This is a genomic window from Sphaerisporangium dianthi (genome assembly GCF_042654065.1).
GTDB classification, from domain to species: domain Bacteria; phylum Actinomycetota; class Actinomycetes; order Streptosporangiales; family Streptosporangiaceae; genus Sphaerisporangium; species Sphaerisporangium dianthi.
This window is the reverse complement of sequence record NZ_JBHSFP010000018.1, coordinates 20,593-44,815: the sequence shown is the minus strand read 5'-3', so window position 1 is coordinate 44,815 and position 24,223 is coordinate 20,593. Positions and strand designations below refer to the sequence as shown.

The 24,223-nt window shown below is 73.1% G+C and carries 19 protein-coding genes; 8 read left to right on the top strand and 11 right to left on the bottom strand.

The genetic code is table 11. The features are described 5' to 3' along the window. Positions 1-230 precede the first annotated feature (230 nt). The gene (locus tag ACFO60_RS24135) at positions 231-1,745 is read right to left on the bottom strand and encodes an SPFH domain-containing protein (protein ID WP_380843719.1); all 1,515 of its coding nucleotides are present in this window, start codon (positions 1,743-1,745) and stop codon (positions 231-233) included. 32 nt (positions 1,746-1,777) lie between these two features. Continuing rightward, positions 1,778-1,978, bottom strand: coding sequence for a hypothetical protein (locus ACFO60_RS24130; protein WP_380843717.1), 201 nt, complete (start codon positions 1,976-1,978; stop codon positions 1,778-1,780). Between the two features lie 349 nt (positions 1,979-2,327). On the opposite strand from ACFO60_RS24130, the gene ACFO60_RS24125 reads away from it, so the two are divergent. Continuing rightward, positions 2,328-4,325 carry an NAD(P)-binding protein gene (locus ACFO60_RS24125; protein WP_380843715.1) on the top strand — a complete coding sequence of 666 codons (1,998 nt, stop codon included), beginning with the start codon at positions 2,328-2,330 and terminating at the stop codon, positions 4,323-4,325. On the opposite strand, the gene ACFO60_RS24120 is transcribed toward ACFO60_RS24125, so the two are convergent. Both ACFO60_RS24120 and ACFO60_RS24115 read right to left on the bottom strand, forming a co-directional pair. After that, positions 4,317-5,432, bottom strand: coding sequence for an acyltransferase family protein (locus tag ACFO60_RS24120; RefSeq protein WP_380843713.1), 1,116 nt, complete (start codon positions 5,430-5,432; stop codon positions 4,317-4,319). The genes ACFO60_RS24125 and ACFO60_RS24120 overlap by 9 nt on opposite strands. 158 nt (positions 5,433-5,590) lie before the next feature. Next, positions 5,591-6,415 carry an SDR family NAD(P)-dependent oxidoreductase gene (locus tag ACFO60_RS24115; protein WP_380843711.1) on the bottom strand — a complete coding sequence of 275 codons (825 nt, stop codon included), beginning with the start codon at positions 6,413-6,415 and terminating at the stop codon, positions 5,591-5,593. A 109-nt stretch (positions 6,416-6,524) separates the two neighbouring features. Here ACFO60_RS24115 and ACFO60_RS24110 point away from each other — a divergent pair, with 109 nt between their 5' ends. The 4 genes from ACFO60_RS24110 to ACFO60_RS24095 are packed head-to-tail and all read left to right on the top strand — an operon-like array spanning position 6,525 to position 10,684. Then, a complete protein-coding gene (locus ACFO60_RS24110; protein ID WP_380843709.1) occupies positions 6,525-9,353 on the top strand; it encodes a sensor histidine kinase in 2,829 nt (942 codons plus the stop codon). After that, positions 9,350-9,757, top strand: a complete 408-nt coding sequence (locus ACFO60_RS24105) for a roadblock/LC7 domain-containing protein (RefSeq protein ID WP_248963046.1) — start codon at positions 9,350-9,352, stop codon at positions 9,755-9,757. The genes ACFO60_RS24110 and ACFO60_RS24105 overlap by 4 nt, the downstream gene beginning before the upstream one ends. Then, positions 9,754-10,128, top strand: a complete 375-nt coding sequence (locus ACFO60_RS24100; RefSeq protein WP_380843707.1) for a DUF742 domain-containing protein — start codon at positions 9,754-9,756, stop codon at positions 10,126-10,128. The genes ACFO60_RS24105 and ACFO60_RS24100 overlap by 4 nt, the downstream gene beginning before the upstream one ends. Next, on the top strand, positions 10,109-10,684 hold the full coding sequence (locus ACFO60_RS24095; RefSeq protein ID WP_380843705.1) for a GTP-binding protein: 576 nt from the start codon (positions 10,109-10,111) through the stop codon (positions 10,682-10,684). Before ACFO60_RS24100 ends, ACFO60_RS24095 begins: the two co-directional genes overlap by 20 nt. 314 nt (positions 10,685-10,998) lie before the next feature. On the opposite strand, the gene ACFO60_RS24090 is transcribed toward ACFO60_RS24095, so the two are convergent. The 6 genes from ACFO60_RS24090 to xylA form a co-directional block, all read right to left on the bottom strand. After that, positions 10,999-11,361, bottom strand: coding sequence for a DUF742 domain-containing protein (locus tag ACFO60_RS24090; RefSeq protein WP_380843703.1), 363 nt, complete (start codon positions 11,359-11,361; stop codon positions 10,999-11,001). After that, complete coding sequence (locus ACFO60_RS24085; protein ID WP_380843701.1) at positions 11,361-11,747, bottom strand: roadblock/LC7 domain-containing protein; 387 nt, start codon at positions 11,745-11,747, stop codon at positions 11,361-11,363. The genes ACFO60_RS24090 and ACFO60_RS24085 overlap by 1 nt, the downstream gene beginning before the upstream one ends. A 2-nt stretch (positions 11,748-11,749) precedes the next feature. Beyond that, positions 11,750-14,410, bottom strand: coding sequence for a nitrate- and nitrite sensing domain-containing protein (locus ACFO60_RS24080; RefSeq protein ID WP_380843933.1), 2,661 nt, complete (start codon positions 14,408-14,410; stop codon positions 11,750-11,752). Positions 14,411-14,587: 177 nt separating this feature from the next. Next, a complete protein-coding gene (locus ACFO60_RS24075) occupies positions 14,588-15,280 on the bottom strand; it encodes a DUF998 domain-containing protein (RefSeq protein ID WP_380843699.1) in 693 nt (230 codons plus the stop codon). 322 nt (positions 15,281-15,602) lie between these two features. Beyond that, complete coding sequence (gene xylB, locus ACFO60_RS24070) at positions 15,603-16,976, bottom strand: xylulokinase (RefSeq protein ID WP_380843697.1); 1,374 nt, start codon at positions 16,974-16,976, stop codon at positions 15,603-15,605. Further along, positions 16,973-18,124 (bottom strand): xylose isomerase, encoded by a 1,152-nt coding sequence (gene xylA, locus ACFO60_RS24065; RefSeq protein ID WP_380843695.1) that lies wholly within the window; start codon positions 18,122-18,124, stop codon positions 16,973-16,975. Before xylA ends, xylB begins: the two co-directional genes overlap by 4 nt. A gap of 132 nt (positions 18,125-18,256) precedes the next feature. Between xylA and ACFO60_RS24060 the strand changes: the two genes are divergently transcribed. Beyond that, a complete protein-coding gene (locus ACFO60_RS24060) occupies positions 18,257-19,423 on the top strand; it encodes an ROK family protein (RefSeq protein WP_380843693.1) in 1,167 nt (388 codons plus the stop codon). 103 nt (positions 19,424-19,526) lie between these two features. Then, complete coding sequence (locus ACFO60_RS24055) at positions 19,527-20,042, top strand: VOC family protein (RefSeq protein ID WP_380843691.1); 516 nt, start codon at positions 19,527-19,529, stop codon at positions 20,040-20,042. Here ACFO60_RS24055 and ACFO60_RS24050 read toward each other — a convergent pair. Further along, positions 19,988-22,969 (bottom strand): AfsR/SARP family transcriptional regulator, encoded by a 2,982-nt coding sequence (locus tag ACFO60_RS24050; protein ID WP_380843689.1) that lies wholly within the window; start codon positions 22,967-22,969, stop codon positions 19,988-19,990. The two genes, ACFO60_RS24055 and ACFO60_RS24050, sit on opposite strands and share 55 nt — an antisense overlap. 233 nt (positions 22,970-23,202) lie before the next feature. Between ACFO60_RS24050 and ACFO60_RS24045 the strand changes: the two genes are divergently transcribed. Next, positions 23,203-24,099, top strand: coding sequence for a M23 family metallopeptidase (locus tag ACFO60_RS24045; protein WP_380843687.1), 897 nt, complete (start codon positions 23,203-23,205; stop codon positions 24,097-24,099). Positions 24,100-24,223: the final 124 nt, after the last annotated feature.

Here is a 24,223-nt window from a genome sequence, read left to right as displayed (position 1 = left end):
CCGCCACGCCCGCCCGGCGCCGCGAAGCGGATCACCCGGGACGCTGCGGCGTGCCGCCCCGGCGCCGCGAAGGCCCACGGCGGCACGCGAAGGCTGTGGAGCACGCGTTCCCGGCCCGTCCGTGGGCGGGTCGGCCACGAAGGTCACCGTCGCGCCGGCGTTTCCGGCCCGCATGTGGGCGGGGCCGGGCGCGCCGACGCGCCCGGCCCCGCCGCTCACGTGCCCGAAGGTCAGTTCTCGAGCCTCTTCTCCAGGGGGACGGTGCCGTTCATGACGGTCTCGGGGGCCGCGGCGCCGTTCAGGTTGGGAGGGGTCGCGCCGGACAGCAGGGAGCGGGCCAGGCCCAGGCCGGTGCCGCCGAGGGTCAGCGCCTTGGCCAGGAGTTCCTCGACGCCCTGGGCGCCGTTCAGTACGACCATGTGGTCGACGTTGCCGAACGCCTTGGAGCCGGCCTCGACGATCGCCGGCCAGTTCTCGGCGAGCTGCTGGGCGATGACGGCCTCCTGGTTCTCGGCGAGCGCCTGGGAGCGAGCCCTGATGGCCTCGGCCTCCGCGAGGCCCTTGGCGCGCGCCGACTCCGCCTCGGCGAGACCGCGGGCCCTGGCGGCCTCGGCCTCGGCGATGCCGCGCGCCTGGGCGGCGGCCGCCTCGCCCTCACCGGTGGCGCGGGAGGCGGCGCCCGCCGCTTCCGCGCGCAGCCGCACCGACTCGGCCTCGGCCGCGGCGGCCTGCTTGACCTGGGACGCCTGCGCGACGGCGCGCAGCTCGGTCTCCCTCGCCTCGGCCTCGGCCTGGGCGATGCGGGCGTCGCGCTCGGCCTGGGAGAGGGTGACCGTCTCGTATGCCTTGGCGTCGGCGGGCTTGCGGACCTGCGACTGGAGCCGCTGCTCGGCGAGGTTGGCCTCCAGCTCGGCGGCGCGGGTCTCCTGGACGACGACCTCCTGCCGGGCCGTCGCCTCCGACAGCGGCCCCGCCTGCCGCGCCTTGGCCGACGCCTGGTCGACCTCGGCCTGGTAGCCGGCCTGCTGGATCTGGGACTCGCGGATGGCCGCGGCCTTCTTGGCGCCGGCGACCTGCTCGGCCTCGGTGGCCTCCTGGTCGCGCTGGGCCTCGGCGATGCGGGCGGAGGCGGCGACGCGGGCGGCGTGCGGCTTGCCGAGGTTCAGGATGTATCCGGTCTCGTCGTCGATCTCCTGGATCTGCAGCGAGTCGACGACCAGGCCGAGCTTGCTCATCTCGTCGGCGGCGCTGCTGCGGGTCTCGCCGGTCAGCCGCTCGCGGTTGAGGATGAGGTCCTCGACGGTGAGGTTGCCGATGATCGAGCGCAGGTGGCCGGTGAACAGCTCGTGGATCGCGCCGCTCATGCTGTCCTGCTGGTCGAGGAAGCGGCGGGCGGCGTTGGCGATCGAGACGAAGTCGTCGCCGACCTTGTAGATGATGACGCCGCGCACCTGGACCGGTATGCCCTGCTGGGTCACGCAGTTGACCTGGAGGTTGGTCGCGCGGCTGTCGAGCCGCAGGCGGCGCGCGGTCTGGAAGCCCGGGATCACGGCGGTGCCCTTGCCCGTGATTATCTTGAAGCCCAGGCTGTCGGCCAGTTCGTTCCTCGTGTGGGCGCCGAGGCCGGAGATGATGAGCGCCTCGTTCGGCTCTGCGACCCGCCAGACGGCCTTGAACAGCAGGATGAGGACGACGAGCAGCAGGACGATGCCGCCGGCCCAGAAGGCCAGCTCCGTACCGGTCATGGGAGACCTCCGTGATGAGGGGGGTGGGAGGGTCAGACGATCGCGCGTGCCACGTAGACCGTTCGTGGCGGCGAGTATTCGACGACGACGATGATCGTTCCCACCGGGATCTCCTCTTCGGGCAGGCTCGGGTAGGCGTAGAAGGCCTCGACGCCCCCGCGTATCGGCACCATCACCTCGCCCACAAGGCCCGGCCCGATCTTGCCGGTCACCCTGCCCTGCCTGCCCACCACTGCAGCACACCCCGTCGTCATAAAATCGACCGCGAACGCGAACGTTACCCCGTTTGCCCCGTATCTTCATCGGCTCGCGAGAAAGGCTCCCCTAGCCTTTCTCGACGATTCCGACCGTTCGCGCGCATCGTCTTCATCCCGCCAACGAACCAGGTGATCGCCGCGTTCCCCGCATGAGGCACGATCTCCCCCAAAGCAGGATGCCGCGCCCGTAGGGCCGACGCAATGAACCCGAAAAGACTCGGCTCGTACCCCGCGACGTGCGCCTTGTTCGGTTCCCTGCCGGGTGAGGATCGGCGGAATGACGGCTCATTTCCCGCCTGGCGGGCAATCGCGTGGGACGCGGGCGATGACCACCCCCGAGACGGATCGGGAGATCAGCCGCCGGGAGTTCCTGGACGGCGTGGCGACGGTGGCCGCGTGCGCCGCCTTCGCCTCCCCGGAGTGCGGGCAGGCGGCGGAGGCGCCCTGCCCGCCGGCCGGCGGCCCCGGCGGCGACCCGCCGTCCCACGAGCACTGGGCGCGCGAGAGGCACGGGCGCGCGGCGCGGCATCCGGCGTCGCTGCAAGGGCTGCGGGGGGACACCCCGGACGCGCTGAGCGTGGCGCACGCCCTGCGCGACGGCAGGTTCTGGGAACGCGCCGGCGCGCCGCGGCGGGCGCGGGAGACCTACGACCTGGTCGTCGTCGGCGCCGGCATCAGCGGCGTCACCGCCGCCTACACGTGGGTGCGGCGCCACCCCGGGGCGCGCGTGCTCATCCTGGACGACCACGACGACATCGGCGGCCACGCCCGCCGCAACGAGTTCCACCCCGCCGGGCGCGGCGGGCCGCTGGTCGGGCACGGCGGCGCGCACTCGCTTCACGCTCCCTCGGCCTGGTCGCAGGAGGGCAGGGACCTGCTGGCCGACCTCGGAGCCGAGCCGGGGAGATTACGCGCGTGCGCCGACCCGGACCTGTATCCCGGCCTGGGCATGCACGACGGCGTCTTCTGCGACCGGGAGACCTACGGCGCCGGCGCCGACCGGCTCGTGGCGCTCCATCCGGCCAAGACGACCTCCCAGTGGGCCGCCGAGCTGCCGATCGCGGCCGAGGCCAGGAGAGACCTGGTCATGCTGTACGACGACCCTCCCGACTGGTTCCCCGGCCTGTCCGACGAGGACAAGAAGCGGCGGCTCGCCGAGCTCACGTACACCGGCTTCCTGCGCGAGGTCTGCCGTGTCCACCCCGACGCCGTCGCGTTCTGCCGGACGATGCCCAGCGCCGCCTGGGCCCACGGCGCGGACGCGCTGGGCGCCATCGACGCCTGGGCCGCCGCGGACCGCTTCACCTATCCCGGCTTCGCCGGACTGGCGCTGGACGACGCCAAGCCCTCGCCGTACAACTCGGCGCGGGCCGCGAGGAAATGGCAGGCCGGGGACGGCGACGTGTACTGCCTGCCCGAAGGGCCGCAGGCCCTGGTCCGCATGATGGTCGGGCGCATGGTGCCGGGGTTCGCCGGGACGACGGCCCTGGACGGCATCACCACGACCTCGTTCGACTACGGCGCCCTGGACCGGCCGTCGAACCGCGTGCGCGTGCGGCTGTCCAGCCCGGCGGTGCTCGTGCGCAACGACGGGGAGCCCGGCACCGCGACCTCGGTCACCGTCGGGTACTTCGACGGCCACGAGGTCGTCACCGTGCGGGCCGCGGCCGTGGTCATGGCGTGCTGGGCGGCGGTGGTCCCGTACCTGATGCGCGACCTTCCCGCCGCGCAGAAGGACGCGATGCGGCAGGCGGTGCGGATGCCGGTGGTGTGCGCGACGGCGCAGCTGCGGGCCTGGCACGCGTTCCGCGAGGCGGGAATCCGCCGCGCCCGCTTCACGGGGGCGTTCTGGGTCTCCGCGGAGCTGGCCCCGCCGGTCGGCGCCGGCTCCTACCGGTGCCCGCGCCGCCCGGACGAGCCGATCAACGTCCATCTCGTGCACGCGCCGGCCCCGCCCGGCATGGCTCCGGCGGACGCGGCGGCGGCGGGGCGCCGCGCGCTGGCCGCCACGCCGTACGCGGCGCTGGAGTTCGGCGTCAGGGAGCAGCTCACCCGGCTGCTCGGCCCGTTCGGGTTCGACGCGGCCCGTGACATCGAGGGCCTCACGGTGAACCGGTGGGGGCACGGGTACGCGCGCGAGTACGCGCGGCCGTGGGACGCGTTCCATCCCGACGGGCCGCTGCCGTCGGACACGGCGCGGCGGCGCTTCGGGCGCGTCGCCATGGCCGGCGCGGACGCGGCGCCGGGGGGCGACGCGGACGCGGCCGTCAGCGCCGCCTGCCGCGCCGTGCGCGACCTGGAGGACGCCGGCCCTTCATCGTGAGGGGCGGGGGCGCCGGATGGCGGTGAAGGCCCAGGAGATGTCCGGCTCCACGGCCCACCGGAACACGCGGCGCACCGGCGGCGTGCACAGCACGGTGGCCAGCACCACGCCGAACGCGGACGCCAGTGCAACTCCCCCCGGAGTGCTCAGGTCGGCGTCGTACCTCTCAAGGACCTTCACCGCGAAGCCGTGCAGCAGGTAGGCGTACATCGTGGACGCGCCGAGGCCGGAGAACCACGTCCGGCGCGAGGGCGTCACCGCGAGGAACGCGAACACCAGCACCGCGCCCCCCGAGAGCATCGCGAGCCGGATGAGGCTCCCGCCGAGGTCGCTCACGCCGATCTTGGCGTTGCTGTGCCGCCAGCGGATCCACTCGGTGGCGACGTCGGCGTGCACGGCGAACGCGACGGCCAGCCCGGCGACCAGGACCGCGGCGCCGGCGGCCCGCACCCACGGACGCTTCAGGAGGTCCAGGTGCTCCGGGCGGAGCATCAGGCCGAGGACGTAGAACGGCAGCAGGCCGAGCGTGCGGTTCATCGACAGCTCGTCGGGCAGCTCGCTCATGCCCGCGAGCAGGGACAGCAGCACCGCGACCGCCAGCGGCCACCGCAGCTGCTGCCACACCGGGGTCGACAGCCGCCACAGGAACAGCGACATCAGGAACCAGGTGAGGTAGTACGGATCCAGCAGGCTGATGTCGAGCTTGCCGTACATGACCAGGCGCGGCAGCGAGTACGCCAGCTCGAAGATCACGTACGGCAGGGCGAGCCCGCTGATCAGCTTGCGCGCCTTGCCCGCCGAGAAGGTGAAGTCGCGCGACAGGTAGCCGCTCAGCGTGATGAACAGCGGCATGTGGAAGGTGTAGCCGAAGAAGTAGAGGGCGTGCGCGGCCGGGACGTCCCGCAGGCCCTCGATGAGGTGCCCCGTCACCACCAGGAGGATCGCCAGGTACTTGGCGTTGTCCAGGTACGGGTCCCGCGCGGCCTTGCCTCCGCCCGCGCCGGCGGGCCCCGCGAGTGCGACGGGCGTCGTGGCGGGGGCGTGCGAGGGCGCGGGCGTGGCGGGCACGAGCGGCGTGGCGGGGAGGGGGGGCGTGGCGGCGGTCACAGCCCCGGGACCCTAACGACGTGGTCTGGGAACCAGGCGAACGACGCGTGACCGTTGGGCGAACAGCGTCCGACTCCGGCCATCCCCGAAAGGCGGCCCGGGCGGCTCTGGTGATCGGGTGGCCGGGCCACCGGACGGCTCGGGTGGCCGGGCGGCGTCTAGATCTTGTCGCTCGCGGACAGGCCGGTGGCGGCGAGGCTGGTCTTCCAGAGCGCGGCCGCCAGCGCGGGGTCGGTCATCGTCCTGCTCGTCGAGGCGAGGGCGCTCTTGGCGAAGAACCGGCCGGGGTGCTCGACGCCGTCGGGCGTGGTGGCCAGGTGGACGAGCGTGCTCGCGCCCTGCTCGGGCGACCGGGCGGCACCGGGGATCATCATCAGCGCCTTCATGTAGAGGCTGTCGGGCGCGAAGCCCGTCCTGACCACGCCTGGGTGGAAACTGGTGGCGTTCACGCCCCGCCTGGCGAGTTCGACGGTGAACAGCGTGTTGGCCTGCTTGGTGTCGCCGTACTGCAGCCAGGCCATCCACCGGCGGTGCGCGCGGTCGAGGTCGGCGGGGTCGAGGCGCCCCGTGCGCGCGGCGGCCGAGGAGGTGGTGACGACCCTGCCGCCGGAGGCCGTTACCCGGTCGAGCAGCAGGTTCGTCAGCAGGAACGGCGACAGGTGGTTCACCTGGGCCATCAGCTCGTGCCCGTCGCGGGTCAGCCGCCGCGAGGTGGACATCACGCCGGCGTTGTTGGCGAGCACGTCGATGCGCTCGTACCGGTCCAGCAGGTCGGCGGCGAGCCGGGTGACGTCCTCGAAGGAGGCGAAGTCGGCCACAGCGATGTCGGGACGGCGGCCGGAGACGCCGGCGACGCGGTCGGCGACCGTGCTCAGTTTGGCGCGGGAGCGGCCGACGATGACAACATCATGACCCGCCCTGACCAGGGCCTCCGCAGCGGCTGCTCCGATGCCCGCACTTGCCCCAGTAATCACAGTTATCATCTGATCCTCCAGTACGCGGAAACTGTATCGGTGCTAACCTGCTGTGCGATCTTCCGGAGGTGCATTCCCCCCAAATGCGGCAGAGCCTCCGAGCGATGCAGGAGTGACCATGAGTTCCGGAAAGCGGTCCATCCGAGTCAAAATTTTTGCGCTGTTGCTCCTGCCGTTGCTCTCGCTCAGCGCTTTGTGGGGGTTCGTCCTCAACCTCACGGTCGGGGATGGCATCTCTCTGATGCGGGCGAACACGATCTATCAGAGCGTGGGCGTCACTTCAACTGATCTGGGGTTGCAGATCCAGGCCGAGCGCGCCCTGTCCGCCGGCGCCCTCAGTGGCCGGAGCGGTGACGGCAGCCGGCTCGCCGCCCAGCGGCACACCACCGACGTCTCCCTGGGGAAGTTCCGCGCCGACGCGACGGCGGACGGCACCCGGAGCGCGCTGACCGAGGCGACGAAGGCGTCGATCAACTCTCTGCTCGACGAGCTGCAGGGCCTGCAGAGCCTCCGCGCCAGCGTCGACACCGCGCAGTCCAACCGCCTGGAGACCGTCCAGGCGTACAACCGCATCATGGACGCGCTGTTCGTCGTGTACACCCGCATGACCTCGGTGCCCGACCTCGCGATCTTCGAGCAGGCTGCGGCGATGCAGGCCGTGGGCAACGTGCGCGAGATCATCGCGCGGGAGAACGCGCTGGTCACCGGCGCGCTGAGCTCCGGAGGACTGAGCCACCCCGAGTTCTCGGCCTTCGCCGAGTGGGCCGCCAACCGGCGCTTCCTGCTCACCAAGGGCATGGCCGCCCTGGACCCCGAGCTGCGCAGGCCGTACGAGGAGGTCATCTCCTCCCCGACGTACAAGCGCTTCACCGCCATGGAGCAGGACCTCTTCGGGAAGATCCACACCGGCGGCCCGCTGCCCGCCACGCTCGACAAGTGGCAGCCGATCACCGACAACCTCTCTTCGTCGCTCGACCAGGTCGGCGCCAAGGCGACCCGCACCCTCGCCGAACGCGCCAAGTCCGTCGCCACCGGCATCCTGCTGCGCATCATCCTGGCCGGCGGCCTCGGCCTGGTGGCCGTCATCGCCTCGATCGTCATCTCGGTGCGCTTCGGCCGCCGCCTGGTGCGCGAACTGGCCGACCTGCGCAACTCCGCCCGCGAACTGGCCGACGTGCGGCTGCCGCGCGTCGTCGACCGGCTGCGCAAGGGCGAGGACGTCGACGTCGAGGCCGAGGCGCCGCCGATCATCGGCGGCGACTCCTCCGAGGTCAGCGACGTGGCGCAGGCGTTCAGCTCCGTGCAGCGCACGGCCGTGGAGGCCGCCGTCCAGCAGGCCGCCATGCGCCAGAGCGTCGGCCAGGTGTTCCTCAACCTCGCCCGCCGCAGCCAGGGCCTGCTGCACCGCCAGCTCAGGCAGCTCGACACCATGCAGCGGCGCACGAACGAGCCGGAGGCCCTGGAGGGCCTGTACCAGCTCGACCACCTCACCACCCGCATGCGCCGCCACGCCGAGAGTCTGATCATCCTGTCCGGCGCCGCCCCCGGCCGCGCCTGGCGCAAGCCGGTGCCCATGGTGGACGTCGTGCGCGCCGCCGTGGCCGAGGTGGAGGACTACACGCGGGTCAACCTCTTCCCGCTGCCGGAGGCCTACCTCGACGGCGCCGTCGTCACCGACGTCATCCACCTGATCGCCGAGCTGATCGAGAACGCGACGATCTTCTCGCCGCCGCAGACGACGGTCCAGGTGCGCGGCGACGCGGTGGGGAACGGCTTCGCCGTCGAGATCGAGGACCGCGGCCTCGGCCTCACTCCTGACGAGTACCGGGCCGTCAACGACCGGCTGGCCGACCCTCCGGAGTTCGACCTGGCCGACAGCGACCGTCTCGGCCTGTTCGTCGTCGGCCGGCTCGCCGTGCGCAACGGCGTCAGCGTGGTGCTCCGCGGCTCGCCCTACGGCGGCACGACGGCCATCGTGCTCATCCCCAAGCACCTGCTGGCCGACCCCGCGGCGCCCGGGGCGGGCACGCCGGCCGAGAGCGGCCCCCGGCACGCGAGCGACCAGCCGGCCGTCAGGCCGCCCTCCGCGGCGGCCTTCCCGGCAGGCGCCGCGGGCGCCGCGGGTCCGGCCGAGGGGCCCACGACGGACTCCTCTCTGTTCTTCACGTCCTCTCGCGGGGACGCCCGGCCGCACGGCGGCACGCCGCCGCCGGCGCTCACCGTGGTCCCCGGCATCGCCGACACCGGCCCGATCGGCCTGAACGGCGACGCCGCCACGACGGCGGACGCGGGCGCGCCATCCTCCCCCGGCGCGAACGCCCCCTCCGCGCGGGACGCCCAGGCGCCCCCCCGGAACGCCGGCCAGGCGTTCGCGGGGAACACCGGCGAGACGTCCTCCCCTGACGTGGGCGAGGCGTCCTCGCCCACCCGGCCGCCGCGCCCCGGCGGCACGCCGTCCTCGCGCACCAGCGCGGCCAACGGCACCCACCGAGGTCTGCCGCGCCGGGTGCGGCAGGCGAACATGGCCCCGCAACTGCGCGAGACCACCGGCCCGCTGGCCGCCCCGACGCCCCTGGCCGCTCCGACGCCCCTCGCCGCCCCGACGACCTCCGCCGGTCCGCCGGCCGAAGGGACCGGCCCCGGCGGCTCGAGAGCCGCCGAACGGTCCCCGGACGAGGCGCGCGCGATGTTCTCCGCCTTCCAGCAAGGAGGGCGGCGCGGACGCCTGGAAGCCGAGCGCGAACTGCCGGACGATTCCGCCGAGGGCTCACCAGGGCCCGAAACCCCGGCGAGCAGCGACGACGCTGGAAACGGCCTGCCGCGACGGACATCCGGCACCGGCCGGAGCACTGCGGACGTGCCCGACGAAGGTGACCAAAGGCGCGGGCTGCGCGACCATAGTGAGGGTTACGTACAGCAGGCGACTGGCGAGAAGGGTGACGAATGACCGGCAATGTCTCGTCGAACGGCGAATTGAACTGGCTCCTCGACGATCTCATCAGCAGGGTCGCGGCCGTGCGGCAGGCGGTCATCCTCTCCACCGACGGGCTCGTCGTCGGGGCGTCCAAGGGCTTCAGCAGGGAGGACGCCGAGCACCTGTCGGCCGTGGCGTCCGGCTTCCAGAGCCTCGCCCGCGGCGCGGGCCGCCACTTCGGCGGCGGGGAGGTGCGCCAGACCATCGTCGAGATGGAGTCGGCCTTCCTCTTCGTGACCGCCGCCGGCACCGGCACCTGCCTGGCGGTGCTCAGCAGCTCGGACGCCGACGTGGGCCACATCGCCTATGAGATGGCGATGCTGGTCAAGCGGGTCGGCCAGCACATCTCCACCAACCCGCGGCGGACATTGTCATGAGAACGCGTGGCGAGCAGTGGCTCGACGAGGAGGCGGGGCCGATCGTGCGGCCCTACGCGCTCATCCGCGGCCGTACCCGTTCATCGGGCGACGATCTCGACCTGATCGCTATGGTCACGGCGACCGGGGCTCCCTACACTGGCGAAGCCGGTCTCGGCCCTGAGGAAGCACGCATCCTCAAGCTCGCCGACCGGCCGATGTCGGTCGCGGACATCGCCTCCGAGATCGACCTGCCGCTCGGCGTGGTCCGCGTTCTCCTCGGCGATCTCCAAGATCAGGACATGATCAGCGTCCGGGCGCCCGCCCACGCGGGACCGCGCCCGAACGAGCGCATTCTCAAGGAAGTGATCAATGGCCTACGAGCACTCTGAAGAGCCCGTCGCCCTCAAGATCCTGGTGGCGGGCGGCTTCGGCGTGGGGAAGACCACGCTGGTCGGGGCGATCAGCGAGATCCGTCCCCTGCGCACAGAAGAGGTCCTGTCCGACCGCGGCATCGGGGTCGACGACATCGACGGCGTGGAAGGCAAGACCACCACGACCGTGGCCATGGACTTCGGGCGGATCACCATCCGCGAAGGCCTGGTGGTGTACCTCTTCGGCACCCCCGGCCAAGAGCGGTTCTGGTTCATGTGGGACGAGCTGTCCTACGGCGCGCTCGGCGCGGTCGTGCTCGCCGACACGCGGCGGCTCACCGACTGCTTCCCCTCCATCGACTACTTCGAGCAGCGCGGCACGCCCTTCATCGTCGCGGTCAACTGCTTCGACGGGGCCGAGCAGCACGAGCCTGAGGACGTCCGCATCGCGCTCGACCTGGACCCGGAGATCCCGGTGCTCCTGTGCGACGTGCGGCGCCGCGCCTCGGCGAAGGTCGTGCTGGTCACGCTGGTCGAGCACGCCCTGCGCACCCTGACCCCCGCCGCCGGATAGGGGCTCGCCGCCCGGCGAGTGAGAATCGGGGCTCCGTGAGGGGTCTCGCCGGGCGCTTCACCGGCCCACCCCATGACGGCGCCCCACGAGGGCGCCACGTGCTGTAGGCACCGCGCGGCCCGGCCGGAAGCCTTCCCTGGCGTTCGATGGACGCCGAACTCCAGCACCATGATCCGACCGGCCCTGACGACCTTGGGGTCGATCGTGAAGCTCTGCCCGCAGCCCTCAGGCGCGGGGAACAAGCGCGCGACATCGGTGGCGATGCCCGGCCGCGCGAACTCGCCGGAGAGCCGCTCGAACGCGAGCGTATCCCGTCACAGGGCCTGGAGGCCCTTGATCACTTCTTGGAGGAGGGCGGCCTTCGGGGTGCGCGCGTCGGGAGCCGGGGGGCGGGCGGCGACGAGGCCGTGGGTCACCAGGTCGGCCAGGAGCAGCCGGATCAGGCCGACGGGGAGGTCGATGTCGGCGGCGACCTCGACCAGGGGGCGCGGCTCGGGGACGAGCGCGAGCAGCCGATGGTGCTCGGGGCCCAGGTCGGCCGTGTGGAGCGGCGGCGCTCCGGTCGCGACGATGTGGGTCAGCAGGTCGAACGACGCGGCGGGCGGCGGGGTCCTGCCTTTGGCGAGCGCGTAGGGCCGCACCACAGGCCCGTCGTCGACCACCTCGGACTCGTCCATCACACGGCGCCCCTCGGCTGCGTCGCGAGGTGCCGGCCGGCTCCGGAGACCAGGCGGGCCATCTCGTAGGCGACGACGCCCGCGTCGGCCTGCATCATGCTCAAGACGGCCAGGCAGCTGCCGTTGCCCGCGGAGGTGACGAAGAGCAGGGCCGACTCCATCTCGACGATGGTCTGGCGGACCGCGCCGCCCTGGAAGCGCAGGCCGGCGCCCTTGGCCAGGCTCTGGAAGCCCGCCGCGACGGCCGACAGGTGTTCGGCGTCCTCGCGTTCGAGGCTGCTCGACGCGGCCACGCGCAGGCCGTCGTTGGACAGGATGATCGCGTGGCGCACGTCGGTCACCCGGGCCACGAAGTCGTCGAGAAGCCAGTGCAGCTCTGCCGACATCGTCACATCTCCTCGCCGTCTCGTCGGTCCTCGGCCCTGCCCCGCTTCCAGCCGAGCTGGAGGGAGTCGAACAGGGCCCTGGACTCCTCGGGGGATCGTTCGGGCGCTCCCTGCCCGGCGGCCTGGCCGCCGTGGCGATCGGCCCGGCCGTCGGCGCCGCCGCCGTGGTTCGCCGGCCCGTGGTTCGCCGGCCCGTGGTTCGCCGGCCCGTGGTTCGCCGGGTTGTGGTTCGCCGGGTTGTGGTCGGCGAGGCCCTGCGCCGGGACGTGGCGTGCCACCGGGCCCTCGGCCGGGGAGCCGCCATGCGGCGCCGGCGCGGCGGGGTCGTGCGGGCCGTTCTGGTGCCTCAGCTGGGGCGCCAGGTTCGCCTGCCGGGTCCGCCGCGGCAGGATTCCCTTGCCGGACGGCGGGACGTCCGGCGGCTGGACGGCGCCGGCCGGTTCCGGGGTTCTCCGCGGCACCGGTGTGCCGGGCGGTTCGAGCGGGTCCACCGGACGCGGAGCGCGGGGCGCCGGCGCGTCCGGCGTCTTCGGGCCGTCCGGCGCGCTCCTTGTGCCCGGCCTTTCCGGGGCGTTCCCTGTGCCCCGCAGTCCCGGCGCGTTCCTTGTACCAGGCATTCCCGGGGCGTCCGGCGGCCGGGAGGGTTCCACGGGCCTGGATGCTCGCGGCGGCCGGGTGGGCAGGGCCCTCGACGGGCCGGCCGGTGCCGCCGGCGGGCTCGCGGGCCGCTCCTCGAAGAAGGACCTGGTACGCGCGCTGGGCGAGGTCGTGCTCCGCGCGGGCGGCGGCGTGGGCCGTACGGGCGTGGCGGCCGGGCGCTCGGGCAACGTGATCAGGTGGTCGGGGACCAGGACGATGGCGGTCGTCCCCCCGTACGGCGACCCGCGCAGCTCGACGCCGATGCCGTGGCGGGCGGCGAGCCGGCCGACGACGAACATGCCGAGACGCTGGGTGTCGGCCGGGTCGAACTCGACGGGGCGCGCCAGCTTCTCGTTCAGCGCGTCGCGCTCTTCGGCGGTCATGCCGAGGCCGCGGTCCTCGATCTCGACGGCGAAGCCCCGCCCGACCATCTCGCCGTTCACGGCGATCTCGGTGTTGGGCGGGGAGAAGGACGTGGCGTTCTCGACGAGCTCCGCGCAGAGGTGGATGACGTCGGCGACCGCGTTGCCGACGATCATGACTTCGGGCATGGGGTGGACGCGCACCCGCGTGTAGTCCTCGACCTCGCCGACCGCCGCGCGCAGGGCGTCCATCACCGGCACCTCCTGCCGGAACGTGCGGCCCGGCGAGGCGCCCGACAGGATGACCAGGCCCTCGGCGTGCCGCCGCATGCGGGTGGTGAGGTGGTCCACGCGGAACAGGTCGCGCAGCGTCTCGGGGTCCTCCACGTGCCGCTGCATGCCGTCCAGGAGCTTGAGCTGGCGCTGGAGCAGCGACTGGCTGCGCCGGGCGAGGTTGCGGAACGCCTCGCCGACGGCGTGGCGGAGCGCGGCCTGCTCAACGGCGGTCTGCACGGCGGTGCTCTGGACGCTGCTGAACGCCGCGCTGAGGTCGCGCACCTCGGTGGTCGTGGCGGTGGTGGTCAGCGGCGGCGCCTCGACACCGGTGTCGACGTCCTCGCCCGCCCGCAGCCGCCGGACGACGCGGGGCAGCCGGACGGAGGCCAGGTCGGCGGCGGCGGCACGCAGGTCGCCGAGCTCCTTGGACAGCCGGCGTCCCACCCGGAACGCGATCAGGAACGAGGCGACGATCGCGAGGAGCCCGAGCGCGCCGGCGAGGCCGGCGCGGACGAGCGAGCCCACGGCCACCGGTTCGGCCGCCGCCGCGAGCGCGGTGCCGGCGCGCGTGAGGCCGGCCTGGTAGGAGCCCTCCACCCTGTCGGTGACCGTCCGCCATGTCTTGTGGGAGAACGTGCGGCCTTCGCCGAGGACGATGTCGTTCTCCAGGGTGGAGAAGCGCCTGTAGTCCTCCGAGCGCGCCAGTGCGGCGAAGGGCTCGCGCACGGAGGGGGTCAGCTCGGCCATGCCCTGGTCGAACAGGAACCGGCGGGTGGTGGCCAGCGCCGAGAAGGTCCGCAGCTCGCCGGGGTTCAGCGCGCGGTTCTCGATCAGCGCGCCGGCGGCGAGCGCCCGCTCGCGCGAGAGGTAGTCCTTGGCGTAGCCCATCGCGGTCAGGCTCTGGGACTGGTGGTAGAGCTCCAGGTCGTTGGTGAGCGCCATGCTGGTGACGAGCTTCTGCATCGCGTCGGGCACGAGGGCGTAGTCGCGGGTCAGCGTGACCAGGTCCATGGCCCCGCTGTCCACGGAGGCGCGCGTGGCGTCGAGCCGGTCGACCGCCGTCATCAGGTCGGCGAACCTGGAGCGCATCTCGGGCGTGGTGAGCCTGGCCTGCGCCGTCTCCGTCAGGGCCAGCCGGCGCATCCGCTGCCGGAGCAGGTCGGACTGCTGACGCTGGTGCAGCAGGTCGGTCTGGGTCTTCTCCGAGGGGTCGCCGAGGTACTCGGCGGACAGCAGGTGCTCACGCTGCAGGGCGAGCGTCAGCCGTTCGCCGGGGCCGCCGATCTCCTCGTACAGCGAGGCCACGTTGAGCAGGTCGAGGGAGTCCCGCGTCGTGACGCTCGTCCCGAAGATCCACAGAGCGGTCAGCGAGAGGAGCGGGATCACGAGCAAAGCGGAGATCTTAAATCTTATGGACCTGCTCGATGCCATGGCACCTCATCGGTTGGCGGGTTGCCGTCAGGGACCGGCAACCGAGGGTGAAGATCGGCGAGCAGACTAGCATTGTGGCGGCTGAATTTCTTGATGCTCCTGTGATATTTCGCGAATTAAGTGCTTCTGCGTTTACTGTCGGCTTAACGCCGCCGTGGTGTTTCGTGCGCCACTTGTAGCATTTTCCATGGTCGCGGCCATCGCCATGATCGTGGCAATCCGCGGCCGCGCCGGCGAGGCGACGCGAAGCAGCCCCACGGCGGAAAAGGCCAGTGCGGCGACCTCGATGCCCAGCAGAGACCACTCCACCAAGCCGATCAGCACCTGGTGTCCGGGAAGGGCGACGTAGGTCAGCACGGCGAGGCCGCCGCCCGCGCCCAGCGCGAGCCACTCCAGCGGCCGGGCAACCGCCGCCCACCGCGTGTCCTCGCCGAACCGCCGGGCCATCAGCGCCGCGGCGGCGGCCATGCTGATCAGGGCGATCGCCACCAGGGCGTCGGCCACCCCGGCGTGCGGCACGACCGCCGCGCCCATGAGGGACACCGCCCACGCCAGCAGCAGCCGCTCCGGCCAGCCGGACACGGGTGCGGCCACGGCGCGCATGCCGGCCAGCAGCCCCAGCGAGGCCAGTCCGAGAAGCGCCAGCGCCGGCTCGGTGACGCCACCGGGGTCGAGCGCGGCGGCGTGGCCGATGGTGATGTCGATGCCGCCCGAGGGGGCGCCGACGCGGCCGGCCGCCATCGTGAGCGATGCGACCAGAAGGGCCGGGATCGACGCGACGATCATGCCCGCTCCGGCGGCCAGGGGGTACAGCCTTCTCAGCATGGCTCCAGACTGTCCGGAAACCACCGTTCCGAACATCCGGTGCCGTCCCTGAACGACCCCTGAGGCGATCTCGGGGTCCCTCAGGGTCACCGGCCCCTCGGCGCCGCCGGTCCGTCGCCGGTCCGTCGCCGGTCGCGGGCCTTTTCCTGGCGCGCCGGTCCGCCCGCGCCCCCGGCCGGACCGCCCAGGGTGGCCCTCGGGGCGCGGGCCTTTCCGAGCGCGCCGGTTCGCCTTCGTGGTGGCCGTGGCCGGCCGGCCTCCGGGACGCCCGCCGGCCACGGGTCCGGGGCCTCGCGCGCCGTCCGCGGCGGCCCCGGACAGGTCAGACGGCGGCGGCGGCCTCCGCGTACCGCGAGCGGACGGCGGGAACCGGGTCGGCCTCGTGGACCACCGGCTCGCCCGCCTGCCACCGCGGCGGCTCGGCCGCCCCGCTGAGCAGCCACGCTGCCTGCCGCGCGGCGCCGTCGGCGACGTACTCGCCCGGCTCGGGCACCACGACCGGACGCCCGAAGACCGCCGGGGCGATCGCGCGGACGGCCTCCGACCGCGCGCCCCCGCCGATCAGCAGGATGCGCTGCGGCTCGACGCCCAGCGCGTCCAGCCCGTCGGCGAGCCCGCACAGCATGCCCTCCACGGCGGCCCGCGCGAAGTGCGCCGGCGTGGAGTTGCTCAGCCGCAGCCCGTGCACCGAGCCGGTGGCGTCCGGCTTGTTCGGGGTCCGCTCGCCTTCCAGGTACGGCACGAGCACGAGCCCGTCCGCGCCGGCGGGCGCCGACAGTGCCAGGGCGTCCAGCTCGGCCAGGCTGACGCCCAGCATGCGCGCCGCCGCGTCGAGCACCCGGGCGGCGTTGAGCGTGCACACCAGGGGCAGGAACCGGCCGGTCGCGTCGGCGAATCCGGCCACGGCCCCGGACGGGTCGTGGCTCGGCTCGCCGGCGCAGGCGAACACCGTGCCGGAGGTGCCGATGGAGACCGCCACGTCGCCGGGCAGCAGCCCGACGCCGAGGGCGGCGGCCATGTTGTCGCCGGTGCCCGGCGCGAGCGCCAGGTCTCCGGCGCGCCCGGCCTCGCCCGCCGGGGCCAGCACGCGGGGCACCACCGGGGTGTGGCCCATCGCGAGCTTGAGCAGGTCGGGACGGTAGGACCCCGTGCCGGGCGACCAGTAGCCGGTGCCCGAGGCGTCGCCGCGGTCGGTGGTCAGCGCGTTGACGCCCGCGGCGCCGGCCAGCCGCCAGGTGAGCCAGTCGTGCGGCAGGCACACCGCGGCGGTGCGGGCCGCGTTGTCCGGCTCGTGCTCGGCCAGCCAGCGCAGCTTGGTCACGGTGAAGGAGGCCACCGGGACGCTGCCGACCGCCTCCGCCCATGCCTGCGGCCCGCCCAGCTCGGCCACCAGCTCTTCGGCGGCCCGTGCGGAGCGGGTGTCGTTCCACAGCAGCGCGTCCCTGACGACCTCGCCCCGCTCGTCCAGGCAGACCATGCCGTGCTGCTGGGCGCCGACGGACAGCGCCGCCACGTCCGACAGCCCGCCCGCCTGGGCCAGGGCCTGCTGGAGGGCGTCCCACCAGTGGCCCGGGCTCACCTCGGTGCCCGCGGGGTGCGGGGCCCTGCCCTCGCGGACGAGGGCCCCGGTCTCGGCGTCGCGGATGACGACCTTGCAACTCTGCGTCGACGAGTCGACTCCCGCGACGAGCGTCATCCCCGGACTCCGAGGAGGTGCTCGAGCGCGAGCTGGTTGAGCCGGGTGAAGTGGAAGCCGCGCTCGGCCGCCTTGTCGAGGTCGAAGTCGTCGTTGACCAGGTTCTCGTAGGTCTCGCCGGGGGCCAGGGTCGGCTGGGCCAGCTCGGTGACGCGCGAGTCGGCGAGGGCGGCCTGGACCTCAGGGTCGGCGCGGAACGCCGCGGCCTTGGCCTTCAGGATCAGGTAGGTGCGCATGTTGGCGGCGGCCGAGACCCACACGTCCTCGGCGTCCTCGGTGCGCAGCGGCTTGTAGTCGAAGTGGCGCGGGCCCTCGTAGCCGCCGTTCTCCAGCAGGTCGACCAGGAAGAACGCGCTCTTCAGGTCGCCGTGGCCGAAGACGAGGTCCTGGTCGTACTTGGGACCGTGCTGGCCGTTGAGGTCGATGTGGAAGAGCTTGCCGTGCCAGAGCGCCTGGGCGATGCCGTGCACGAAGTTGAGCCCGGCCATCTGCTCGTGGCCGACCTCGGGGTTGAGGCCGACCATCTCGGGGTGCTCAAGCTCGTTGATGAGCGCCAGCGCGTGGCCGATGGTGGGGAGCAGGATGTCGCCGCGCGGCTCGTTGGGCTTGGGCTCGAGGGCGAACCGGATGTCGTACCCCTTGTCGAGCACGTACTGGCACAGCAGGTCCAGGCCCTCCTTGTAGCGGTCGAGGGCCGCGCGGACGTCCTTGGCCGCGTCGGACTCGGCGCCCTCGCGCCCGCCCCAGCAGACGTAGGTCGTCGCGCCGAGCTCGGCGGCGAGGTCGATGTTGCGGATGACCTTGCGCAGGGCGTACCGGCGGACGTCGCGGTCGTTGCTGGTGAAGGCGCCGTCCTTGAAGACGGGGTGGGTGAACAGGTTCGTGGTCGCCATGGGGACCTTGAGGCCGGTCTCGCTCAGGGCCTGCTTGAAGTTCTGGACGGCCTTGTCGCGGTCGGGCTCGGTGGCGAGGAGGTCGTCGTCGTGGAAGGTCACGCCGTAGGCGCCCAGCTCGGCGAGGCGGTGGACCGAGGTCACCGGGTCGAGCGGCGCGCGGCTGGCGTCGCCGAACGGGTCGCGCGCCTGCCAGCCCACCGTCCACAGGCCGAATGTGAACTTGTCTTCCTTTTTGGGTGTGTACGCGTCCACGGAGACTCTCCTGATTTAGTCTAGGTTGTGGACTAAATACTCTGCCCGTATCCGCGCCGGGTCAAGAGGGAGCGCCGGACCACTTCACCGGGCGAGACTGGAGACTGTGATCGGAACCGGAGACACCCCCTGATGACCCAGGCCGTGCGGCACGACGCGATGCGGGCGGGAAATCTCGCCGTGGTACTCGGCGCGCTCGACCGCCGCGGCCCGCTGACGCGCGCCGCGCTCGCCGAGACCACCGGCCTGTCCAAGACCACGGTGTCCAAGCTGGTCGCGGACCTCATCGAAGCCGGCATGGCCGTGGAGTCCGGCACCGTCGGGGACGGCGAGCGCGGCCGCCCCGGGGTGGCCGTCAGCCTCAGCGGGCACCGCGTGGCCGCCCTCGGCCTGGAGATCAACGTCGACTACCTGGCCGGCTGCGTCGTCGACCTGAGCCGGACGGTGCGGCTGCTCCGTACACAGGCTGTGGACAACCGCGCCGCCACGCCCGAGGACGTGATCCTCCGGCTGCGCGCCCTGGCGACGTCCATGCTCGCCGACGCCACCGGCCTGGGGCTGTCGGTCGCGGGCGGCATCGTCGCCCTGCCCGGCCCGGTCGAGCGGTCCACCGGCACCATCCACCGCGCGCCGAACCTCGGCTGGCGGGACGTGGCGGTCGCCGGCGCCCTGCGGCTGCCCCTGCCCGTGCTCGTGGACAACGAGGCCAACCTCGCCGCCCTCGGCGAGCTGTGGTTCGGCTCCGGCGCGGCGCTCGGGGACTTCCTGCACGTCTCCGGCGAGATCGGCATCGGCGCCGGCGTGGTGGTCGACGGGGCGCTGTTCCGGGGCGCGCACGGGTACGCGGGCGAGCTTGGCCACGTCGTGGTCTCGCCCGACGGGCCCGAGTGCCGGTGCGGCGGCGCCGGATGCCTCGAACGGTACGCCGGGCAGGACGCCCTGCTGCCGCCGGGACAGGACATGACCACGCTGGTGGCCCGGCTCCGGGCCGGCGACCCCGCCGCGTCCGCCGCCTGCGAGCGGGCGGGGTCGGCGCTCGGCGTCGCGCTCAGCAGCGCGGTCAACCTGCTCGACCCGGACACGATCGTGCTGGGCGGCATCTTCGCGCCGCTGTTCCCGTGGGTGTCGGGGCCCGCGGAGGCGGCCTTGCACCGGCGGCTCGGGCAGATGCGCGCCCGCGTCCCCGCGGTGGTCGTCTCCCAGGTCGGCGCGGACGCGGCGCCGCTGGGGGCCGCCGGCCAGGTGATCCAGCGCATCATCGCCGACCCGGGCGCCTACCTCCTGGCACCGCAACGCTGAGGGCCGAGCCCCTCGGCCGGACAGATATTTGACGGACGGATAGTTGCATCGTCAAGTAAGTTCGGCGTATGATTGGTTGAGAGTTCAAGCTATGGGAGGCATCATGCCGGTCCACCGTCTCAACCACGCCGTCCTGTACGTGCGCGACGTCGAGCGCAGTGTCGCCTTCTACCGGCAGGCGCTCGGGTTCCGCCAGGTCATGGGCTTCCCCGGCGCGGCCTTCCTGCAGGCCCCCGACTCCAGCAACGACCACGACCTCGGCCTGTTCCAGATCGGCCCGCAGGCCGGGCCGTCCGAGGCCGGGCGGGCCACCGTGGGCCTCTACCACCTGGCCTGGGAGGTCGAGACGCTCGACGACCTCGACGAGATCGCCGCGAAGCTGCGCGACCTCGGCTCGCTCGTCGGCGCCTCCGACCACTCCACCACCAAGGCCCTGTACGCCAAGGACCCCGACGGCATCGAGTTCGAGGTCTCCTGGCTGGTGCCCGCCGCCCTGCTCACCGAGGAGACCCTCGCCGGGCGCACCGCCGTCAAGCCGCTCGACATCGCCCGCGAGAAGCAGCGCTACGGCGGCGGCACGCGCGGCGGCGTCGGCGTCTCCATCCCCGCCGCCCGCTGACCCGGGACGGCGCGCCCACCCGCCGCGGTCAGTTCACGCTGCAGGGCGACCGCCTGGTGCAGGTAGTCCCGGGCCAGGTCGGCGCGGCCGGCGGCCCGGTGCAGCTCGCCGAGCATCCGGGTCGCGCTCGCCTCCCCGCTGCGGTCGCCGAGCCGCTGGAAGATCGTGCGCGAGCGTTCCAGCTGGGCCGAGGCGTGCACGCGCTCACCGCGGACGGCCCGGCGGTTGCCGAGGCTCTGCATCGCGTACGCCGCGCAGTGGCAGTCGCCGAGGCTCTCGAAGATGTCGAGCGCCTGGTCCTGGAAGTGCATCGCCCGGTCGAAATCGGCCGCCAGGTCGTGCAGCCGTCCGAAATGATTGAACACGCACCCTTCGCGGTGCCGGTCGCCGATGGCACGGGCCAGTAGCAGCGCCTCGTCCAGCCACCGCGCCGCCGCGTCCAGGTCGCCCGACTCAAGGCACACCTTGCCGATCGCCTGCCGCGCGTACGCCTCGCCCGCCGGGTCGTCCATGCCGATGAACATGCCGAGCGCCTGCCGGAACCGCCGCAGCGCCCTGGCCCGCTCGCCGCGGATCTGGTCCACCGCGCCGAGCCCGCAGATCGCGATCGCCTCGCCCCTGCCGTCCCCGAGCCGGCGGAACAGCCCGTACGACCGGTGGAACATCCCGGCCGCCTCGGCGTACCCGTCCTGGTACAGGTAGACCTGGCCCAGGCCGCGGAGCAGCGCGGCCTCCCCGCGCACGTCCCCTTTCGCGCGCACCGCCTCCAGCGCGATCTCGTGGGTGCTCCGCCAGGCGTCGTAGTGGCCGCGCAGGTCGAAGTACGGCACCAGAGAGGCCGCGAGTCCCCACGCCGAGTCGGCCATGCCCGCGTCCGCCGCCAGCCGCACCGTCCCCACCAGGCCTTCCCGCTCGGTGTCGAACCACGACAGCGGGTCCGCGCCGACCTGGCCGACGGTGGACTCGGCCGGCTCCCAGCGGGTGGCCGTGGGCGACATCAGGCCGAAGACCGTGGTCGGCAGCAGGGCGGTGGCCCGCTCGGCGACGGCCAGCCACGCGCCGACCACCCGGCCGAGCGCGGGCGTCTCCGGGTCGGCGTACGCCTTCTCCCTGGCGCCGCAGCGGATGAGGTCGTGCAGCCGGTAACGGAGCTGGCCGGCCGGGTCTCCGCCGACCGGCTGCAGCAGGTTGGCGTCCACCAGGTCGTCCACCACGTCGTCGGCCCGGTGCCGGTCCAGCGCGGCGTCGACGACCCAGGCGGGCAGCGACCCCGGCCCGAGCAGACCGAGCGTCCGGAACGCCCGGGCGGCCTCCTCCGGCAGCAGCCGGTAGCTGCGGTCCACGCTGGCCCGGACCGCGAGATCCCCGGCCCGCAGCTCGCTCAGCCTGCGGGCCTCGTCCTCCAGCCGCCGCTCCAGCAGGGCCAGCGGCCACCCGGGCCGCGCGACGAGGCGCGCGCCGGCGATCCGTACGGCGAGCGGCAGGTGACCGCACGACCGGACGATGGCCGCCGCCGCTTCCCGCTCGCGCTCCAGCCGTTCCAAGCCGATGATCTTGCCGAGCAGTTCCCCGGCCTCCCGCGGCGCCAGCACGTCCAGCTCCACCTGGAGCGTCCCGGGCAGCTCGGTGATCCTGCGGCGGCTGGTGACCAGCACCGAGCATCCGCCGCCCGGCAGCAGAGGACGCACCTGCGCGGCGCCCGCGGCGTCGTCCAGCACGAGCAGCACGCTGCGTCCCGAAAGCAGCGACCGGTACAGGGCGGAGCGCTCGCGCACGCCCGCGGGGAGCGCGCCCTCGGTCACGCCCAGCGCGCGCAGCGCCTCCGCCAGCAGGTCGGCGGGGTCGGCCGGAGCGGACGAGGTGCCGCCCAGGTCCAGGTAGAGCTGGCCGTCGGGGTAACCCGCCCGTACCGCGTGCGCGCAGTGCACGGCCAGCGCGGACTTGCCGACGCCCGGCGGGCCGACGACCACGGTGATCGCCGGAGGGCCGGCCGCCCGCTCGGGTGCGAGCGCGGACGCCAGCGCGGCCACGTCGTCCGACCGGCCGGTGAAGTCGGGAATGTCCGGCGGCAGCCGCCACAGGGTCGGCTCCCCCGGCCGCAGGGCCGGAGACGGCTCCACCGGCGCCTGCGCCGACGGCGCCCCGGGCGGCGGCTCCAGTGGCGGGCAGGGGTCGCCCGCGAGCACGGCGGCGTGGGTGCGGCGCAGCTCGGCCCCCGGCTCGACCCCGAGCTCCTCCACCAGCCGGTCGCGGATCGTGGCGTACGCGCCCAGCGCCTCGGCCTGGCGGCCGCTCCAGTGCAGGGCCAGCATGAGCTGCCGCCACAGGCCTTCGCGGAAGGGGTGCTCGATGAGCAGGCCGCGCAGTTCGCTGATCGCGCTGGTGTACTGCCCGAGGGACACCCGCATGCCGAGGAGCTCCTCGGCCGCCGTGAGCCGGGCCTCCACCAGGGGCGACAGGCGGCCCTCCCAGAGAGGACTGCCCGGCAGGTCCGCCAGCGGGGCGCCCTGCCACAGGGACAGCGCCCTGCACAGCAGGTCCGCCGCCTCGGCGGTACGGCCCTGCGCCCCCGAACGCCTGCCCTCTTCGACGAGCCGCTCGAAGGTGAGCAGATCGAGGCCGTCCGCGGGTAACTCGATCATGTACCCGGACTGCCGGGCCCGGATGACCGCCCCGGCGATCGGGACCTCCGCGAGAGCGGCGCGGAGGGAGCTGACGTAGGTCCGCAGGTTCGCGACGGCCGAGCGCGGGCGGCGGTCCGGCCACAGCACCTCGACCAGATGGCCGGTGCCCACCACGCGGTTGGCGTGGAGCAGCAGAGTCGCCAGCAGCATCCGCGGTTTGGTGCCGCCGAGTGTCACCGGCCGCCCGCCGAGCCGGACGTCCAGGGGTCCGAGAACGCTGAATGTGGGCCGATCAGTCGTCATGCCCGCCTGCTCCTTTGAGACTTTGCACCCGGCTTTACCGGGTGGGTCACTCAAAGCTCTGGATCTCTTTGTATCCGTTTTGGACGTTTCTTATACGGCTTATCCGGACGCTGTACGCCAAACGAGGGGCCTCTGATCGGCCCTTCGGAGTTTTCCTCCCGAGCATCCCGTAACCGGCCTGACAGGCACTGGATCAGCACCGGACCAGGCCGGGACCGCGAGAAAGGATCCGCATGAAGCTCAGAGGATTGTTGACGGCGGGCGTCACGCTGCTGCTCAGCCTGGCCGGCGGCGTGGCGCTGGCACCGGGCGCCTCCGCCGCCGGTCCCCGCCCGAACTTCCAGCTTCCCTTCCCCTGCGGCCAGGCGTGGACCGGCAACTCCAACGCCAGCAGCGCGCACGAGTCGTGGGAGATCGACTTCAACCGCGGCGGCACGGCGGACGCCGACCTCGGCGACGCCGTCGTCGCCGCCGCGGCCGGCACGGTGGTCATCTCGGCCCACCAGGGCTCGACCAACGGGTTCGGCAACCTCGTCAAGATCGACCACGGTGGCGGGTGGTCGACGTACTACGCGCACCTGAGAGTGCGCTCGGTGAGCGCGGGCGCGCACGTCTCGCAGGGCCAGAAGATCGGCGAGGTCGGCAACACCAGCAAGCCCGGCAACAACATCTCGCCGCACCTGCACTATGAGGTGCGCACGACCGACACCTCCTACCCGGCCAACATCCAGAAGGCCGTCTTCAACGGGACCACCTTCGGATACCCCGTGCAGACGGTGACCTCGCGCAACTGCTCCGGCAGCAACAACCCGTACACGCCGGAAGAGGTCTGCGGCAGCGGCTACGACGTCATCGACTCGGCCGCGCTCGGCACGGCGGGCCGGGTGTACCTGCTCTACAACGGCTCCAACGGGTACAACTGCGTGACCACGATCAAGAGCGCGTCGGTGGGCACGGCCACCGCGACGACCGCCTACCTCGAAGTCCAGGGCAAGAGCAGGATCACCGACTCGGGCAGCTTCTCCTACTACGCGGGTCCCGTCCGGGCCTCGGCCGGCGGCACCTGCGTGAAGTGGGGCGGCAAGGCGGGCTCCTCCGCCTACGACAGCCCCTTCGAGCACTGCGGCTGATCGGGTGAACCACGAGGGCCGGCCCGGGCAGGACCCGGACCGGCCCTCTCCGTGCGGCACAAGACCCGCCCGCCGACGGCACATGACCGGCTCACCGGGCGCGCACGGTGAGGACCCGGCCCGC